This is a genomic window from Variovorax sp. OV329, assembly GCF_900114785.1.
Classification (GTDB): Bacteria; Pseudomonadota; Gammaproteobacteria; order Burkholderiales; family Burkholderiaceae_C; genus Variovorax.
Map to the genome: position 1 here is coordinate 83,675 of NZ_FOUG01000020.1, position 16,503 is coordinate 100,177.

Annotated in this window: 18 protein-coding genes and 1 pseudogene; 10 read left to right on the forward strand and 9 right to left on the reverse strand. The window is 65.8% G+C overall.

Features of this window, described 5'->3' with window-relative positions; translation table 11 throughout:
• From BM345_RS25265 to BM345_RS25305, 9 genes are all read left to right on the forward strand, one after another.
• Positions 1 to 1,830, forward strand: coding sequence for an acyclic terpene utilization AtuA family protein (locus BM345_RS25265; protein WP_093385312.1), 1,830 nt, complete (start codon positions 1 to 3; stop codon positions 1,828 to 1,830).
• Positions 1,831 to 1,919: 89 nt separating this feature from the next.
• Positions 1,920 to 2,753 (forward strand): helix-turn-helix domain-containing protein, encoded by an 834-nt coding sequence (locus BM345_RS25270; RefSeq protein WP_093385314.1) that lies wholly within the window; start codon positions 1,920 to 1,922, stop codon positions 2,751 to 2,753.
• A 71-nt stretch (positions 2,754 to 2,824) separates the two neighbouring features.
• Positions 2,825 to 3,700 (forward strand): branched-chain amino acid ABC transporter permease, encoded by an 876-nt coding sequence (locus tag BM345_RS25275; protein ID WP_093385317.1) that lies wholly within the window; start codon positions 2,825 to 2,827, stop codon positions 3,698 to 3,700.
• Between the two features lie 9 nt (positions 3,701 to 3,709).
• A complete protein-coding gene (locus tag BM345_RS25280) occupies positions 3,710 to 4,786 on the forward strand; it encodes a branched-chain amino acid ABC transporter permease (RefSeq protein WP_093385319.1) in 1,077 nt (358 codons plus the stop codon).
• A complete protein-coding gene (locus BM345_RS25285) occupies positions 4,783 to 5,595 on the forward strand; it encodes an ABC transporter ATP-binding protein (RefSeq protein WP_093385322.1) in 813 nt (270 codons plus the stop codon). Before BM345_RS25280 ends, BM345_RS25285 begins: the two co-directional genes overlap by 4 nt.
• Positions 5,592 to 6,365 (forward strand): ABC transporter ATP-binding protein, encoded by a 774-nt coding sequence (locus BM345_RS25290; protein WP_093385324.1) that lies wholly within the window; start codon positions 5,592 to 5,594, stop codon positions 6,363 to 6,365. The genes BM345_RS25285 and BM345_RS25290 overlap by 4 nt, the downstream gene beginning before the upstream one ends.
• A gap of 26 nt (positions 6,366 to 6,391) precedes the next feature.
• Positions 6,392 to 8,251: an AMP-dependent synthetase/ligase gene (locus tag BM345_RS25295; RefSeq protein ID WP_093385326.1), complete on the forward strand. Its 1,860-nt coding sequence runs from the start codon at positions 6,392 to 6,394 to the stop codon at positions 8,249 to 8,251.
• 73 nt (positions 8,252 to 8,324) lie between these two features.
• Positions 8,325 to 9,494, forward strand: a complete 1,170-nt coding sequence (locus BM345_RS25300) for an ABC transporter substrate-binding protein (protein ID WP_093385410.1) — start codon at positions 8,325 to 8,327, stop codon at positions 9,492 to 9,494.
• A gap of 35 nt (positions 9,495 to 9,529) precedes the next feature.
• Positions 9,530 to 10,339 carry a phytanoyl-CoA dioxygenase family protein gene (locus BM345_RS25305; RefSeq protein ID WP_093385328.1) on the forward strand — a complete coding sequence of 270 codons (810 nt, stop codon included), beginning with the start codon at positions 9,530 to 9,532 and terminating at the stop codon, positions 10,337 to 10,339.
• Positions 10,340 to 10,358: 19 nt separating this feature from the next.
• Here BM345_RS25305 and BM345_RS25310 read toward each other — a convergent pair whose 3' ends face one another.
• The 3 genes and pseudogenes from BM345_RS25310 to BM345_RS30890 all read right to left on the reverse strand — a co-directional run.
• Positions 10,359 to 10,607 carry a hypothetical protein gene (locus tag BM345_RS25310; RefSeq protein ID WP_093385331.1) on the reverse strand — a complete coding sequence of 83 codons (249 nt, stop codon included), beginning with the start codon at positions 10,605 to 10,607 and terminating at the stop codon, positions 10,359 to 10,361.
• 100 nt (positions 10,608 to 10,707) lie between these two features.
• Positions 10,708 to 10,935, reverse strand: coding sequence for a class I SAM-dependent methyltransferase (locus BM345_RS30685; protein ID WP_254790006.1), 228 nt, complete (start codon positions 10,933 to 10,935; stop codon positions 10,708 to 10,710).
• A 68-nt stretch (positions 10,936 to 11,003) separates the two neighbouring features.
• Positions 11,004 to 11,531, reverse strand: a pseudogene (locus BM345_RS30890) (methyltransferase, TIGR04325 family); the annotation flags it as partial.
• Here BM345_RS30890 and BM345_RS30295 point away from each other — a divergent pair.
• The gene (locus BM345_RS30295) at positions 11,530 to 11,691 is read left to right on the forward strand and encodes a hypothetical protein (RefSeq protein ID WP_175545145.1); all 162 of its coding nucleotides are present in this window, start codon (positions 11,530 to 11,532) and stop codon (positions 11,689 to 11,691) included. The pseudogene BM345_RS30890 and the gene BM345_RS30295 sit on opposite strands and share 2 nt — an antisense overlap.
• Positions 11,692 to 11,848: 157 nt before the next feature.
• On the opposite strand, the gene BM345_RS25320 is transcribed toward BM345_RS30295, so the two are convergent.
• The 6 genes from BM345_RS25320 to BM345_RS25345 form a co-directional block, all read right to left on the reverse strand.
• Positions 11,849 to 12,229 carry a hypothetical protein gene (locus BM345_RS25320; protein ID WP_139237611.1) on the reverse strand — a complete coding sequence of 127 codons (381 nt, stop codon included), beginning with the start codon at positions 12,227 to 12,229 and terminating at the stop codon, positions 11,849 to 11,851.
• Between the two features lie 71 nt (positions 12,230 to 12,300).
• Positions 12,301 to 12,678, reverse strand: a complete 378-nt coding sequence (locus tag BM345_RS25325) for a copper-binding protein (protein WP_254790008.1) — start codon at positions 12,676 to 12,678, stop codon at positions 12,301 to 12,303.
• A complete protein-coding gene (locus BM345_RS25330) occupies positions 12,675 to 13,169 on the reverse strand; it encodes a cupredoxin domain-containing protein (RefSeq protein ID WP_093385341.1) in 495 nt (164 codons plus the stop codon). The genes BM345_RS25325 and BM345_RS25330 overlap by 4 nt, the downstream gene beginning before the upstream one ends.
• Positions 13,170 to 13,183: 14 nt before the next feature.
• Positions 13,184 to 14,551 (reverse strand): multicopper oxidase family protein, encoded by a 1,368-nt coding sequence (locus BM345_RS25335; protein ID WP_093385343.1) that lies wholly within the window; start codon positions 14,549 to 14,551, stop codon positions 13,184 to 13,186.
• A gap of 11 nt (positions 14,552 to 14,562) precedes the next feature.
• On the reverse strand, positions 14,563 to 15,963 hold the full coding sequence (locus BM345_RS25340; protein WP_093385346.1) for a TolC family protein: 1,401 nt from the start codon (positions 15,961 to 15,963) through the stop codon (positions 14,563 to 14,565).
• Entirely contained in the window at positions 15,960 to 16,286 is a 327-nt protein-coding gene (locus BM345_RS25345) for a hypothetical protein (protein WP_093385348.1), read from the reverse strand. Before BM345_RS25345 ends, BM345_RS25340 begins: the two co-directional genes overlap by 4 nt.
• Positions 16,287 to 16,503 lie beyond the last annotated feature (217 nt).

Here is a 16,503-nt window from a genome sequence, read left to right on the forward strand (position 1 = left end):
ATGAGCGAGCCAGCCCCTTCGAACAGCAGCAAGACCGTGCGCATCGGCGGCGCCTCCGGCTTCTGGGGCGACAGCAGCGAAGGCCCGCGCCAGCTGGTGCGCCACGGCCAGATCGACTACCTGGTCTTCGACTACCTGGCCGAGACCACCATGGCCGTGCTGGCCGCCGCACGCCTGCGCAAGCCCGAGATGGGCTATGCCACCGACTTCGTCGACATCGCCATGCGCGACGTGCTCGCCGACGCACTGGCCAAGGGCATTCGCATCGTCAGCAACGCGGGCGGCATTCATCCCGAGGGCTGCGCGCAGGCGCTGCGCGCACTGGCCGCCGAACTGGGCGTGGCGGTGCGCGTCGCCGTGGTGACCGGCGACGATGTCAGCGCCCAGCTGCCCGCACTGCGCGCCGCCGGCGTGTGCGACCTGGGCAGCGGCGAGCCCTTGCCCGAGCGCATGGTCAGCGCCAACGCCTACCTGGGCGCCATCGCCGTGCGCGATGCGCTCGCGGCCGGCGCGCAGGTGGTGATCACCGGCCGCTGCGTGGACAGCGCCGTCACGCTGGGTCCGCTGATGCACGAGTTCGGCTGGGCAGAGGACGACTGGGACCGCCTGGCCGGCGGCAGCCTGGCCGGCCACATCATCGAATGCGGTTGCCAGGCCACCGGCGGGCTGCACACCGACTGGGACAGCATCCCCGGCTGGGACGACATCGGCTACCCCATCGCGCTGTGTCGGCAAGACGGCAGCTTCTCGATCACCAAGCCTCCCGGCACCGGTGGCCGTGTGCTTCGTGCTGCGGTGGCCGAGCAGATGCTCTACGAGATCGGCGACCCGGCCAGCTACCTGCTGCCGGACGTGGCCTGCGACTTCCGCGAGGTGCGCGTCGAGCAGGAAGCCGAGGACCTCGTGCGCGTGCACGGCGCCCGCGGCCGCGCGCCGGGGCCGCACTACAAGGTGTCGGCCACCGCGCAGGACGGCTGGCGCTGCGCCGGCAGCCTGGTCATCGTCGGCTTCGACGCGGCGGCCAAGGCGCGCCGCACGGCCGAGGCGATCCTTGCGCGCACGCGGCGCATCTTTGCCCGGAAGGGGCTGGCGGACTACCGCGCCACTCATGTCGAAGTGATTGGCACCGAGGTGCTGTACGGCCCGCGCTCCGCCACGGCCGGCTCGCGCGAAGTGATGATGCGTTTGGTGGTGGACCATGCCTCGCGCCAGGCGCTGGAGATCTTCGCTCGCGAGGTGGCGCCCGCCGGCACCTCGTGGGCGCCGGGCACCACCGGGCCGGGCGCGGGGCGTCCCGGCGTGTCGCCGCTGGTCAAGCCCTTTGCCTTCTTCATCGACAAGCGTGCAGTGCAGGTGCAGGTGGCACTCGATGGCGAGGCGCCGCTTCCGATCGCCGTCCCATCGGGCACCTCGCTGGTGCCCGCTTCATCCTTGCCGCCACCGCTGCCGATCCAATGGCCGGCCAACGAGCCGATGCGCGAAGTGCGCCTCGTCGACCTCGCCTGGGGCCGCAGCGGAGACAAGGGCGACATCGCCAACATCGGCCTGGTCGCGCGGCGCGCCGAATGGCTGCCGCTGCTTTGGCAGCTGCTCACGCCCGAGGCGGTCGGGCAGTGGCTGTCGCACCTGGTCAAGGGCCCGGTGGAGCGCTTCCACCTGCCAGGCATCGCCGGTATCAACTTCATGCTGCACCAGGCGCTGGCCGGCGGCGGGCCGCGCTCGCCTCGGCTGGACCCGCTGGGCAAGGGCATGGCACAGCTGCTGCTCGACATGCCGCTGAATGTCCCCGCGGCGCTGCTGGGTGAACTAGGGAAAGTCCCCGCGAAGTGATGCGCGCCTCCGCCGCTACCATGCCGCCAACGCGAAGCGCCAATGACCCGTGCACGGGCGCGCCGACTTCGCAACCCACAGGAGACAGCATGCGGGAAGAGGGCATGGCGCCGCCGTCCGTCAAGGCCGGCGACCGCCTGATGTGGCTGACGACGCAACGTGTTTTCTACGCGGGCCTCCTGGGCCCCGTGGGCGCGCGCGCTTTGGGTGGCTGGGGCGTGTACGTCTCGACCTCCTCGGCCGACCCGATCCGCGTGTGCATCGGCGGCGGCGCCTGGCAAAGCGGCGAGCTGCTGGTGGTGCCGCCGCAGGTGCCGCACCGCGTGGAAAGCGCCAAGCCCCTGGTGCTCAACCTCCTGATCGAAACCGAGTCGGTCGACCCCGACCGCCTGCCCGACTTCTTGAAGCAGTGCGGCCGGGTCGACGCGCCCGAGTTCGTCGCGCGCGTGCGGGCCATGCATGCGCGGCTGCTGGCCGCCTCGGGGCGCGAGTCCTTCGATGGCTTCGATTTCGACCTGCTCTTCTTCGGCCAGCCGCTGCCCGCGCGCACGCTGGACGCGCGCATCGCCCGTGTGATCGAGCGCATCAACGCGGACCCGGCGCAGAGCGCCTCGGCGCAGGAATGCGCCGGCTGGGTTCACCTGTCCTTCTCGCGCTTCCTGCATCTGTTCAAGGACGAAGTGGGCCTGCCCTTTCGCAGCTTCCGCGCCTGGAAGCGGGCGCGCAGCCTGCTGCGCCATGTGCGCCAGTCCAGCACGCTCACCGACATCGCGCTTGATGCCGGCTACCCCGACGCCACCCATTTCAGCCATTCGATCCGCCAGGTCTACGGCCTGCGGCCCAGCGAGATCCTCGCCGGCTCGCGTCGCCTGGCGCTCCACGACGACGAAGCTGCCGGCAGCGCACGCGCCATCCGCCACTAGAAGACACAAGGTGTGAAAGAACCCGGCATGCGAGCTCCTTCCACTGACTGCTTCTTCTAAGGGCCAGGCATTTGCAAGTCCTCCAGCTTCTGCTGTCCGGCATCGCGCAAGGCTGCATCTACGGCCTGATCGCGCTGGGCTTCGTGCTCATCTACAAGGCCACCGAGACCGTGAGCTTCGCCCAGGGCGAGCTGATGATGCTGGGCGCCTTCTGCGCGCTGGCCGCCATGACCTTCTTCGGCTTGCCGTTCTGGCTGGCCGCGTTGCTCGCGGTGCTGGTGATGGCGCTGCTGGGCGTGCTGCTGGAACTGGTGGTGATCCGGCCGGTGCTGGGCCAGCCGCAGTTCGCCATCGTGATGCTCACCATCGGCATCGGCTACGTGATGCGCGGCGTGATCACCATGGTGCCGGGCATCGGAACCGAGACGCACACCCTGCCCGTGCCCTACAAGGACGAGGTGTGGAAGCTCGGCGCGCTGGTGCTCAATGTGGAGCAGGTGGTGATCGTGGTGGCCACGGCCATCCTCTGCGGCCTGCTCTTCGTGCTGTTCCGCTACAGCAAGCTGGGCATCGCGATGCAGGCCTCGTCGCAGAACCAGCTGGCCGCCTACTACATGGGCATCCCGGTCAAGCGCCTCAACAGCCTGGTGTGGGGCCTGGCCGCCGCGGTCGCGGCCATCGCCGGCATGCTGCTGGCGCCCATCACCTTCGTGCACGCCAACATGGGCTTCATCGGGCTCAAGGCCTTCCCGGCCGCGGTGGTGGGCGGCTTCGGCAGCCTGCCCGGCGCCATCGTGGGCGGGCTGGTGATCGGCGTGGTGGAGTCCATGGCCGGCTTCTACCTGCCCGACGGCTTCAAGGACACCGCCCCCTACATCGTGGTGCTCGTCATGCTGATGGTGAAGCCCAACGGCCTGTTCGGCGAGAAGCTGCGCAAGAAGGTCTGACGCCCCACCATGCGATTCATCTTCAAGACCACCTACGCGCAGGACATCGAGCTGGCCAAGCATGGCGGCCAACGCTTCTGGTATGGCCTCTTGTGCGCGCTGCTGCTGCTCGCGCCCTGGCTCATCGACGAATACTGGCTGGCGCAGCTGACCTTCGTGCTGATCTACGGCATCGTGGGGCTGGGGCTGATGCTGCTGGCCGGCTTCACCGGGCAGTTCTCCATCGGCCATGCGGCTTTCCTCGGCACGGGCGCCTACACGCAGGCGGTGCTCTCCAACATGGGCCTGCCTTTTCCGATCGCGATGGTGGGTGCCGCGGCGCTGTCGGCGGCGGTGGGCGTGCTGGTGGCGCTGCCGGCGCTGCGCCTCAAGGGCATCTACCTGGGCATCGCCACGCTGTCCTTCGGCTTCATCGTGGAAGAGGTGTTCGCGCGCTGGGAGAAGGTCACCGGCGGCAATGCCGGCCTGCACGTGAAGCCGGCGCAGGTCTTCGGCTGGGAGCTGGGCAGCGGCAACGGCTTCTATTTCGTGTGCCTGGTGCTGGCGGTGCTGTGCACCCTGGCCATCCTGAACCTGCTGCGCTCGCCCACCGGCAGGGCCTTCGTCGCCATCCGCGACTCCGAGATCTCGGCGCAGAGCATGGGCATCCACCTGGCGCGCTACAAGACGATGTCCTTCGCGATCTCGGCCGCGCTGGCCGGCCTGGGCGGGGCGCTGTATGCGCACAAGCTGAGCTTCATCTCGCCGGACCAGTTCAACATCCTGCAGTCCATCGACCTGCTGCTGCTGGTGGTGATCGGCGGGCTGGGCTCGGTGCACGGCGCCTTCCTGGGCGCGATCTTCCTCATCTCGATGCCGCAGCTCATCTCCATGTCCAAGGACTGGCTGCCCCCGGTGATCGGCCAGGCGCCCGGCCTGCAGGGCCTGGTGTACGGGCTGGTGCTGATCGCGTTCGTGCTCTTCGAGCCGCTGGGCATCTACGGGCGCTGGCTGAAGGTGCGCACCTGGCTTCAGCTCTTTCCCTTCTACCGGCGCGGCCTGTTCAAGCGCCAGAAGTCCTTCACCAAGTCGGACCGGCTGAGATGAGCGACGAAGTCCTTCTTTCAGCCCAGGACCTGAGCGTGCGCTTCGGCGGCGTGCTGGCCGTGAACAAGGTCAGCTTCGACGTGCGGCGCGGCGAGGTTTTCACGCTCATCGGGCCCAACGGCGCGGGCAAGACGACGGTGTTCAATCTCATCAGCCGCATCTACAACCCGACCACCGGCAGCATCACCTGGCACGGCGGGCCGCAGCCCATCGCCCTGACTCAGCTGGCGCCGCACTCGATCGCGGCGCTGGGCATTGCGCGCACTTTCCAGAACATCGAGCTGTTCGAGCACGCGACGGTGCTGCACAACCTGCTGATCGGGCGGCACGTGCACCGGCAGACGGGGTTGTGGAGCGAGATCTTCTTCACCGGCGCCACGCGGCGCGCCGAGATCGCGGCGCGCGAGAAGGCGGAGCAGGTGATCGACCTGCTGGACCTGCAGCATCACCGCGACTCGATGGTGGCCGGCCTGCCCTATGGCGTGCGCAAGGTGGTGGAGCTGGCGCGCGCGCTTTGCACCGAGCCCAAGCTGCTGCTGCTCGATGAACCCTCGTCGGGCCTCAACGTGGAGGAGACGGCCGACATGGCCTTCTGGATCCAGGATATCCAGCACGAGCTGGGCATCTCGGTGCTGATGGTGGAGCACGACATGTCGCTGGTGTCGCGCGTGTCGGACCGGGTGCTGGCGATGAACCAGGGCGAGGTGCTGGCCACCGGCACGCCGCGCGAGGTGCAGTCGGATGCCAAGGTGGTGGAGGCGTACCTGGGCACGGTGGATGACGTGAGCAACCTGCGCAGGGCAGCATGAGTGAAGCCATCCTCCAGCTGCAGAACGTCGAAAGCGCCTACGGCCCCATCAAGGCCATCCGCGGCGTCAGCCTGAAGGTGCGCCCCGGCGAGATCGCCACCGTGCTGGGCTCCAACGGCGCCGGCAAGACCACCATCCTCAAGACCATCTCCGGCATCATCGACCCGCGCAAGGGCAGCGTGGAGTTCAAGGGCCGCAGCATCACTGCCAAGGACCCGTCCTTCATCGTGCAGCAGGGCCTGTCCCACGTGCCCGAGGGGCGCGAGGTGTTTCCGCTGCTGTCGGTGCGCGACAACCTGCTGATGGGCGCCTACACGCGCAGCAACCGCGACGAGGTTGGGCGCGACATGGAGACCGTGTTCGCCTACTTCCCCATCCTGCGCGAGCGGGCCGGGCAGGAAGCCGGGCTGCTCTCGGGCGGGCAGCAGCAGATGCTGGCCATCTCGCGCGCCATCATGGCCGCGCCGCAGCTCATCCTGCTGGACGAGCCCAGCCTGGGCCTGTCGCCCAAGCTCACCAAGGAGATCTTCGAGATCGTGGTGCGCATCAACCGCGAGCGCGGCACCACCATCCTGCTGGTCGAGCAGAACGCCAACATGGCGCTCAATGCCTCCGACTACGGCTACGTGCTGGAGAACGGCCGCATCGTGCTGGAAGACAGCTGCGATCGCCTGCGCGAGAAGGAGGACATCAAGGAGTTCTACCTCGGCATGAAGGACGAAGGCGTGCGCGGAGAGCGGCGCTGGAAGAAGAAGAAAACCTGGCGCTGAAGGCCGCAGCAAGGAGGAACGACACCATGAAAGGCCTGTGGGACACCCAGCACATCCAGCCGCGCACCGACGTCGGGCTGGCCGGCGAGACCATTCCCGCAATGTTCTGGAACGGCGTGAACCAGCGTGGCGAGCAGGTGTGGATGCGGCAGAAGAAGCTGGGCATCTGGCGCGCCTGGACCTGGAAGCAGACCGGCGAGGCCGTTCGCGAGATCGGCGGCGGCCTGCTGGCCCTGGGCTTGGCGCGCGGCGACTGCGTGTCCATCCTGTCGAACACGGTGGTCGAATGGGTGCTGGCCGACCTGGCGGTGCTCAGTTGCGCGGGCGTGTCCAACGGCATCTACCCCACCGACGCTTCTTCGCAGGTGCACTACCTGTGCGAGGACTCGCAGTCGCGGGTGCTCTTCGTGGAAGACGACGAGCAGCTCGACAAGGCGCTGGAAGTGCGCGCGCGGCTGCCATTGCTGCGCAAGATCGTGGTCTTCGACATGGAGGGGCTGCGCGGCTTCCAGGACCCGGACGTGATGAGCCTCGCTGCGCTGCGAGGGCTCGGCCGCGAATACCTGGCCGCTCATCCGAACGAGATCGAAGAGCGTGTCGCGCAATGCCGGGCCGAGGACCTGGCCATCCTGGTCTACACCTCGGGCACCACCGGCAAGCCCAAGGGCGCCATGCACAGCCATGCGGGGCTGGTGTTCACCGTGCGCGGCTACAACACGCTGGTCGCCCAGGACGAGCGCGACGAGCGCATGTGCTTCCTGCCGCTGTGCCACATCGCCGAGCGCATGGGAGGCGAGTACTTTGCGCTCTACACCGGCTCCATCCTCAACTTCGTCGAAAACCCCGAGACGGTGCCCGAGAACGTGCGCGAGATCGCGCCCACCGTGTTCACTGCCGTGCCGCGGGTGTGGGAGAAGTTCTACTCGGGCGTGATGATCTCGTTGAAGGAAGCCAGCAAGGTCCAGCAGGCCGCCTACGCCTGGAGCATCGGCGTTGGCGAGCAGATCGCCACCCGGGTGATGGCCGGCGAAAGCGTCGGCGCGGGCCTGCGATTCAAGTTCCGCGTGGCGCGGGCGCTGGCGCTGGACAACGTGCGCAAGCTCATCGGCATCCACCGCGCGCGTTTCCTCGTGACGGGGGCGGCGCCGATCTCGCCGGAACTGGTCAAGTGGTACTTGTCGCTGGGCGTGCCCATGCTGGAGGTCTGGGGCATGACCGAGACCTGCGGCGCCGCCACCGGCATGCCGGTGCAGCGCATCAAGCCCGGCTCCATCGGCCAGGCGGCCGGCTACAACGAAGTGCGCATCGACGAGGCCACCGGCGAGATCCTGGTGCGCGGGCCCAACGTGTTCATGGGCTACCTGCACCTGCCCGAGAAGACGGCCGAGACCATCGACGCCGAGGGCTGGCTGCACACCGGCGACGTGGGCGGCATCGACGATGAGGGTTTCCTGCGTATCACCGACCGCATGAAAGACATCATCATCACCGCGGGCGGAAAGAACATCACCCCCAGCGAGCTGGAGAACGAACTCAAGTTCAGCCCTTACGTCACCGATGCGGTGGTCATCGGCGACAAGCGCCCGTACCTCACGGTCATCATCATGATCGACCAGGAGAACGTCGAGAAATACGCGCAGGACCACGACGTGCCCTTCAGCAACTACGAGAGCCTCACCCGCGCCCAGGAGGTGCAGGACCTGATCCAGGGCGAGGTCGACCGTGTCAATGCCAAGTTCGCACGTGTGGAGCATATCAAGAAGTTCTTCCTGCTCGAGACCCAGCTGAGCGCCGAGGACGAGGAGCTCACACCCACCATGAAGCTCAAGCGCCAGCTGGTGCAGACCAAGTACGCGCCGCGCATCGAGGCGATGTACGCCGCCTGAGCTGCGCCACCCCTTTCATCTGTTCAACGGCAACCATCCATCCAGCAACGAGGAGACACGCATGACGAAGAAGATGAAGCTCAACAACCTCTGGGTGCTCGCGCTCGCCGCCGCGGCGGTGGCGGGCGCTGGCTCGGCCTTCGCGCAGCAGGGCGTGAGCAAGGACGAGATCCGCGTCGGCACCATCCAGGACCTGTCGGGTCCGCTGGCCGGCTTCGGCAAGCAGTCGCGCAACGGCATGCAGCTGGCGGTGGACGAGATCAACGAGCAGGGCGGCATCAACGGCCGCAAGCTCAAGCTCTACGTGGAAGACTCGGGCTACGACCCCAAGAAGGCGGTGCTGGCGGCGCAGAAGCTGGTCAACCAGGACAAGATCTTCATCATGGCCGGCCACATCGGCACGGCGCAGAACATGGCGGCCATGCCGGTCCAGTTCGAGAAGAACGTGATCAACTTCTTCCCCATCACCGCCGCGCGCGAGATGTACGAGCCTTTCCACAAGCTCAAGTACTCCTTCGCCGCCACCTACTACGACCAGATCCGCCTGGCCCTGCCCAAGATGGTGAAGGACAAGAGCGCCAAGCGCGTGTGCGCCATCTACCAGGACGACGAGTTCGGCCTCGAAGTGCTGCGTGGCGCCGAGGCCGGCATGAAGACCACCGGCATGGAGCTGGTGGAGAAGACCTCGTACAAGCGCGGTGCCACCGACTTCAGCTCTCAGGTCGCGAAGATGAAGGCAGCCAACTGCGACATGGTGGTGCTGGGCACCATCATCCGCGAGACCATCGGCACGGTGGGCGAGGCCCGCAAGACCGGCTTCAACCCGACCTTCCTGGGTTCCAGCGCGGCCTACACCGACCTCATCCACAAGCTGGGCGGCAAGGCCATGGACGGCGTGTACGCCACCATGACGGTGCAGAACCCCTACACCGACGAGCAGTCGCAGCCCATCCGCTTCTGGGCCAACAAGTACAAGACCAAGTTCAACGAAGACCCGACGGTGTTCTCGGTATACGGCTATTCGATCATCCAGTCCTTCGCGGCGGCGGCGCAGAAGGCCGGCGCCAACCTCGGCACCGACAGCTTCATCAAGGTGATGGACAGCATGACCTACGAGCCCGACATGTTCGGCAGCGCCAAGGCCACCTACTCCCCCACCAAGCGCCTGGGAAGCGACCTGTCGCGTCTCTCGCAGATCCAGGACGGCAAGTGGAAGGTGGTGTCGGACTACGTGGCACCATGAGGGCTCCTCCCAGTCGTTGAAGCAGGAGCATTGCCATGGCCCGCCTGTCCGCCGATGAAGTCCGCCAGTACGAATCGGAGGGCTGGGTCATCCCGCAGTTCCGCCTGCCGCCCGCGCGCGTCGCATCGATGCGCGCGGCGCTGGATGCGCTCATCGCCGACAACCCCGGCGTGCGGCCCGAGAAACTGGTCTCGGCGCACATCGAGGGCGACAACGGCGAGGGCGTGAAGGGCAGCGCGCAGTTCCTCGAACTGGCGCGCGACCCGGAGATCGTCGAGCTGGTCTCGGGCGTCATCGGCGAGGACGTGATCCTCTGGGGGTGCCACGTGTTCTGCAAGCCGCCCGCCGAAGGCTTCGAGACGCCCTGGCACCAGGACGGCCACTACTGGCCCATCCGCCCGCTGGCCAACTGCACCGTGTGGGTGGCGCTGGAGGAGTCGACGACAGAGAACGGCTGCCTGCGCGTCATCCCGCGCTCGCACGTGGGCCAGGTGCTGCACCCGCATCTGCATGAGCACCGCACCGACCTCACGCTGAACCAGCGCATGGCCGACGGCACCTTCGACGAGGCGCAGGCGGTGGACCTGGAACTGCAGCCGGGCCAGATGTCGCTGCACGACGTCTACATGATCCATGGCGCGGCTGCCAACACTTCGGCCAAGCGCCGCACCGGCGTGGCGCTGCGCTACATGCCGGCCACCTCGGTGTTCGAGCGCGACCTGCGGCCCTCCGACGGCAAGACCGGCGTGGCCGTCAATTTCGCGCAGCGTCCGCTGTGGCTGCTGCGCGGGGTGGACCGCAGCGGGCGCAACGATTTTCAGGTGGGGCACCGCGCTCGGGGCTAGTCGCGCCTCCTGGTCCCGGTCAGGATCGATGGTCGAAGAAGACACCTACGCACAGGGCCGCGCCAACGACGTACAGCAACCAGGTCTGCGGGATTGCGTAGGGATAGAGCATCAGGGCAACGCCAAGCCATTTGCTTCGCACACGGCCGGCCCGCTTTCCATGGCGATAGACCGCAATGCCAATGAGGCCGAACAGGACGGCGCCAATGATGTAGGCCGGGCTCGGGAGCGAGATTCCGAGCGACTGCAGTGTCTGCAAGCTGTCCATGGAGGGTTTGGCCAAGAAGGGAGGAGTGGCTCTTTGAGCGCCGGCAGCTCATGGGGTTCAGATTCAATGCCGTTCGGGCAATCAGGCGAAGGATGCGAACTCATGGCTCGACCGTGAAGTACAGGCCAGCAAAGCAAGGGAAACTCCGTTGCGCATGGCCCGGGAGATAAAAGGCCCGCTCGAACACGGCCCATTCGTCTCTCAGGACGTAGCCCTGCGCCAATATGGACTCGACGAAACGCGCGCGGTTGAAGATGTGCACAGGCGCGAAGCAGGAATCGCCGAGGTTTTGAGCCGTGACGAAATCCTCGCCGTCATACAGCGGCAACTTGTTGAGGAGAATGTGCCTGGGCTGCCTTCGAGCCTGGCGAAGCAGATCCGCAAAGGGGGGGTCTCCAGATACTGGAGGGACCCGGCTGCGATCCAGATGTCCGCCTCCGTGCGAGATACCGTCTCCGGCAGGTCGGTGGAAAAGCTCAACGCCCGGGCCGCTTGCGCTTCTGCCAAGCGTCGCCCGACACGAACTACCTCCGGGACTTCCACAACGGACCACCGCAGGTCTTCCGGCATCTGCAGCCATTGCCGATAAGCGTAGTGGTGGACGCCGACAGACCCGCCAATGTCGAGAATACTGCTCGAGCCTGATCCGAAGGCAGAAGACAGCCACCACAGAACTGGATAGTCGTACGTGAAGATTTTCCTGGTCCGTACCGAAACGTATTCCGCTGTCAAGGCCTCTTCATCAAACTCACGCGAGGGCGGCAAGAAATGTCGAGCCTCGGCAAACGATGCGAATGTGCCGAAGTAGGAAGCAAAACCTTGCCGGGACAAGAACTGCCTTTGTCGCCATTGCATGAGCGATGGCCGTGTGAGGGGGCCTTCTAGAAAATTCCGGACAAGCTGTGTCGGGCTGGAGTTGGCCATGAGCCGCTTTCTCCTCTTGAAGCAAAGATGGACAAGCCAGTTCACCGAAGGAAGCGAGCTCGTGCTCGCCTCGAATCGCTTCGTGCCGGACGATGCAAGGCAATGCACTGAGCCGGTCGATGCTTCGGTTGCGGGAGCGCACTGCCGCTTGGCAGGTTGACGATTCGAGTCAACTGCAGGCGCGACGGGCGCGAAGACGATGCGCGTCTGCCGCCCAAACCAGCAAGCTCAGGCGTCGTGCGCACCGGCCGCGCTTGCCCCAGGGCGAAGGGGCGCAGCGCGTCCAGAGCTCAGGGGTGCAGTTTCATGGCTGCACTTCAGGCAGCGGATTTTGGAGGGCGCCTCAAGCGAGGCAGAAGCGGCTCAGGGGCGGGCCGCTGTTCGGCGTCGCGCGGAGCCGAAGAGAGAGAAACGAAGTACCTGAGGGGATTCAAAGAGAAGTCGGCCACGGCGCCGGTGGCCCCGTCCATGGCGACGTGCTTGACCGATTCTCCCGATTCGTCGACCGAGATCGAGCCATCCTCGTGGTGGTGGTGGGCCTTTTTCTGAGCGTGCAGGGCCAGGTGTGAGGTCGTCTCTGCCCGCCAAGCGTCGGAAGGCATCTGCCCAGCCAAGGCGTACGGCCTGCACAGGGCGCTCAAGAGGATCAGCAAGAAGACAATCTGCCGAAGCATGCTGGAACTGTAGTCAGCAAGCATGGGTTTCGCAACGGGATTCGCGCCAATGCCGGGGGAGCGCCAGGCACCGCGGCATTCTCCCCCGGCACCCATCAGTCGGCCTCCTGGATTGCTGTAACGACGAACACGCCGTTGACTTTTTCCGCAGTGAACTGGACCTTGTCGCCCTCCTTGAGGCCTCCAAGCAACGTCGGGTCGGCCGCCTTGAACACCATCGTCATTGCCGGCATGTCGAGGTTGAGCAGGGGGCCGTGGCGAAGGGTTACCTTGCCTTGTTCCCTGTCGACTTTTCGGACTTCGCCTTGGCTTTGCGGCGCTGCGCTCGCCGTCGTGTGATGGCTTGCATGGTCGGCGCTCGACTGCGGGGCGGTCTGTGCATGCGCCCCTAGAGCGGTGGCCAGCGCCGCGGCAGCGAGGACGTGACTGAACTTCATCCTGTCTCCTGCAGGACGTGGGGTGTCGGGCGTCATTTGACAGTCACCTTGCCCACCATGCCGGCCTCGAAATGGCCAGGAACGAGGCAGGCAAACTGGAATTCGCCGGCCTTGGTGAACTGCCAGACGACTTCCCCGCGGCCGCCCGGCTTCACGTGTGCCATGTAGGGCGCGTCGTGCTCCATCCCGGGGAATTTCCTCATCATGTCGGCATGCTTGCTCAACTCATCCGGAGTGCCGATAACGATTTCGTGAAGCAAGCGCCCCCTGTTGGTGGCCACGATCTTCACGGTTTCGCCGCGCTTGACTGTGATTGCCGAAGGCGAGAAACGCATCGTGTCGGCCAAGTCGACACCCATGGTCCGAGTGGCCTTGGCCGGGTCGCCCTCGCGGCCGAACGCGGTATCCTGGACTTTGCTCGCGTCGAAGGTTCGAGCGGCGGCCGGGTGGTCTTCGTTTCCATGTGCGAACGCGCCGGACACGCTCACGAAAGTGGTGATTGCCATGAAGGCAGCCTTGATGTTCATTGAGTTGCCTCTGGTCAGTGGTTGTGGCCGCCAGCTGGCTTGCGCACGTTGATGGTGTTGCCGTCGGCGCTGGGCGACGGCGCTCGGGAAGGTTGTTGGACCGGGCCCGTGTATTCGCGGGCAACGGTTCCCTGCGCGTGCTTGTACCAACCGGGGTCCCTGTAGTCGCCCGGCTTCACGTTGTCACGCACCTTCACCACGCTGAACATCCCGCCCATCTCGATCGGGCCAAAAGGCCCGGTGCCGCTCATCATCGGCAGGGTGTTGTCGGGAAGTGGCATCTCCATCGAACCCATGTCGGCCATGCCCTTGTCGCCCATGACCATGTAGTCCGGCACGAGGTTCGCGATGCGTTCGGCGATCCCGCGGAGGTTCACGCCAATCATGTTGGGCACGTCGTGACCCATTGCATTCATCGTGTGATGGGACTTGTGGCAATGGATGGCCCAGTCGCCGGCCAGCGCATCGAACTCGAAGGCGCGCATCTGCCCGACCGCGATGTCGGTCGTCACTTCCGGCCAGCGGGCAGGTGGAGGTACCCAGCCGCCGTCGGTGCCGGTCACCACGAAGTGCGGGCCATGCATGTGGATCGGATGATTCGTCATCGTCAGGTTCCCGACCCGGACGCGCACCCTGTCGCCGGTTCGGCACACGAGTGGGTCGATGCCTGGGAACACGCGGCTGTTCCACGTCCACATGTTGAAGTCCGTCATCTCCGCGGTTCGCGGCGTCGCGCTTCCGGGTTCGATGTCGTAGGAAGAGAGAAGAAAGACGAAGTCGCGGTCGACCTTCATCTGGCTCGGGTCCTTCGGATGAATGATGAACATGCCCATCATTCCCATCGCCATCTGGGTCATCTCGTCCGCGTGAGGGTGGTACATGTGCGTGCCGGAGCGCAGCAAGGTGAATTCGTACACAAAGGTCTTGCCCGGCGGAATGTGGGGTTGCGTGAGACCTCCGACTCCGTCCATGCCGGATGGCAGCAGGATGCCGTGCCAGTGCACCGTCGTGTGCTCTGGCAGCTTGTTGGTCACGAAGATGCGGACCCGGTCTCCTTCGACCGCCTCGATGGTCGGGCCGGGGCTTGAGCCGTTGTAGCCCCAGAGGTTTGCCTTCATCCCGGGAGCGAACTCCCGGACAACCGGCTCTGCAATCAGGTGGAACTCCTTGACGCCGCTGTTCATGCGCCAGGGCAGGGACCAACCGTTGAGCGTCGCCACTGGGTTGTAGGGACGGCCCGTGCTGGGAACGAGCGGCTTTTGCATCGTCGGCGAGGTCTGGTACACCGCCTCGGGCAGCGACGCGGCGCCCACGCGGCTCACCGCGGCAGCACCAAGAGCAGCAGCACTTGCTGCACGAAAGAAATCTCTGCGATTGGACATGTGGGTTCTTCTCAATGGGCGGCCGCCTGCGCGGCTGCGCCAGCTGATGGCGGTAGGGACGCGCCGCCAGCGCCCGGAGAGCGACCCGTCAGGGCCGTCTGCAGGTTCGTCTCGGCGACCCAGAAGTCACGCAATGCCTGCACGTATTCGGTGACGCTGCGCACCTGCTCGCGCGAATCGGCCAGCAACTCGAAGACACCGATGAGCATCCCGTTGTAGCGCAGCAGGTTTTCCTCGGAGATGCGCTTGCGCAGCGGAACGACTTCGTCTCGATAGTGCCTGGCCAGGTCGTAGGCCGTTCTGTAGTCGGAATAGGACTCGCGGACTTCCGACCTGGCGTTGAGGGCGACCTCTGCCGTCCGGTGCACGGACTGCATGTAGGTGGCTTCTGCGCGGGCGGTGCGCGCTGCGCCGAAGTCGAACAGGGGCAATTCAAGTTCCAGCTCATAGCCGTTGGCTCGAGGGTTGCCTGTTTCGCTCTTGTTCTGATACCCGATCTCCAGCGTGTTGAAGAGACGGGTCGTGTTCGTGAGACCCAGTGACCTGGCCGTTGCCTCCGTCGACCGCTTGGCCATCAGGACGTCGAGCCGCTTTTCCATCGCGGTCTGTTCGGCGTCCTGGGGTTCGGTGGGGGTCTTGGGAAGGTCGGGGAGGCGCTCGGGCAGCCTGAAGTCCAGTTGTGCGCCTGAAAGGCCCAGAAGGCGGGTCAGCTTCTCGCGCTCCGATACAGCCTGTCGCTGGGCACGGGAAAGGCCGGAAGTCGCCTCCGAATAGAAGGCCTGCTCCCGCATCTGGGCAAGCCTGTTGAAGTTTCCGGCCTGGACCATCCGCTTGGCCAGTTCATTGGAAGCATCCGCCGTCTCCTTGACCCGACCGAAGTACTTGACCAGTTCTTGCGCCGCCAGCGCATTGAAGTAAGCCCGTCGCGTCTGCGAAGCGATGCCGACGGCGTCATACGCCGCTTGATACTGGGCTCGCTCGAAGTTGCGCTGCTGGATTTCCGTCGCCAGTGGCATGGTGAGCAGCCCCAGGACATCGAACATGATGGCGCGGTCGATCTCGACGAAGCCTCCCCCGGCAAGACGTCCAAAGCTGAAGACCGGGTTGCGCAGGCGACCGGCCTGCACCAGGTCTGCTTCGGCAACGCCGAGCTGGCGCAGGCTGGCCTGCAAGCCGCGGTTGTTCAGCAGCGCAAGCTCGACCGCCGCGTCCGGCGTCAAGGGTTGCTGCAGGATTTCGTCGACTCTTGCCCTTGCGGTGTCGACGTCCTGCTTCGTTCCTTGGGCAACGACGCTTAGGCCGGTACGTTCCCTGGTGAGCTCGCTGACCCTGTCCATGCCGCCGTCCGGAGAGAAGGATGCGCAGCCGGCGAGGATCAGTACGGCTGCCGCAGCAGCTGTCAATCGAATCATGGCTTGCCCCCATGCACGGGGCGATCCTGATGGCCTGCTGGCGAGGGCGATCGCGTGGTCAGACTTCCAGGTGCCGAAGTTGTTTCCGACAAGCCATGGTGAGCATGCACGCCGGGACCTGTCTGGCGGAGCAGGTCGTCATTCAACTGTCGCCAGTTGCCTGGCTTGATGTCTTGCCAGGGCTTGTAGTCCGAGAAGGCGGACTGGTAGCGCAGCGCCGCATCGGGCATCTTCGCGTCGGCCGGGTCAGGCTGCTGCGCGAACGCAAGCAGCGGCAGGCCCAGCGCCAGCGGCGCCGTCAGCCTGGAAAAGGGGTTGTTCATTGTTCGAAACCATCTGAATCATCGGCAGGCACAGCCATGGCCGGAGACGCTCGCGACGTCCGCGCGAGCGGACGTACGAGCCCCGTCAGGCCTCTCGCGGAGGCCTCAATGGGTCAGATGGTTCGTGGGGGACGCTCTTGACCATCCGACAGGAAAGTCGGAGTTGGTGCGGCAAGAGCGGGAAAGGAAGCTGAAACCAATTCGTCGGGCGCCTGCA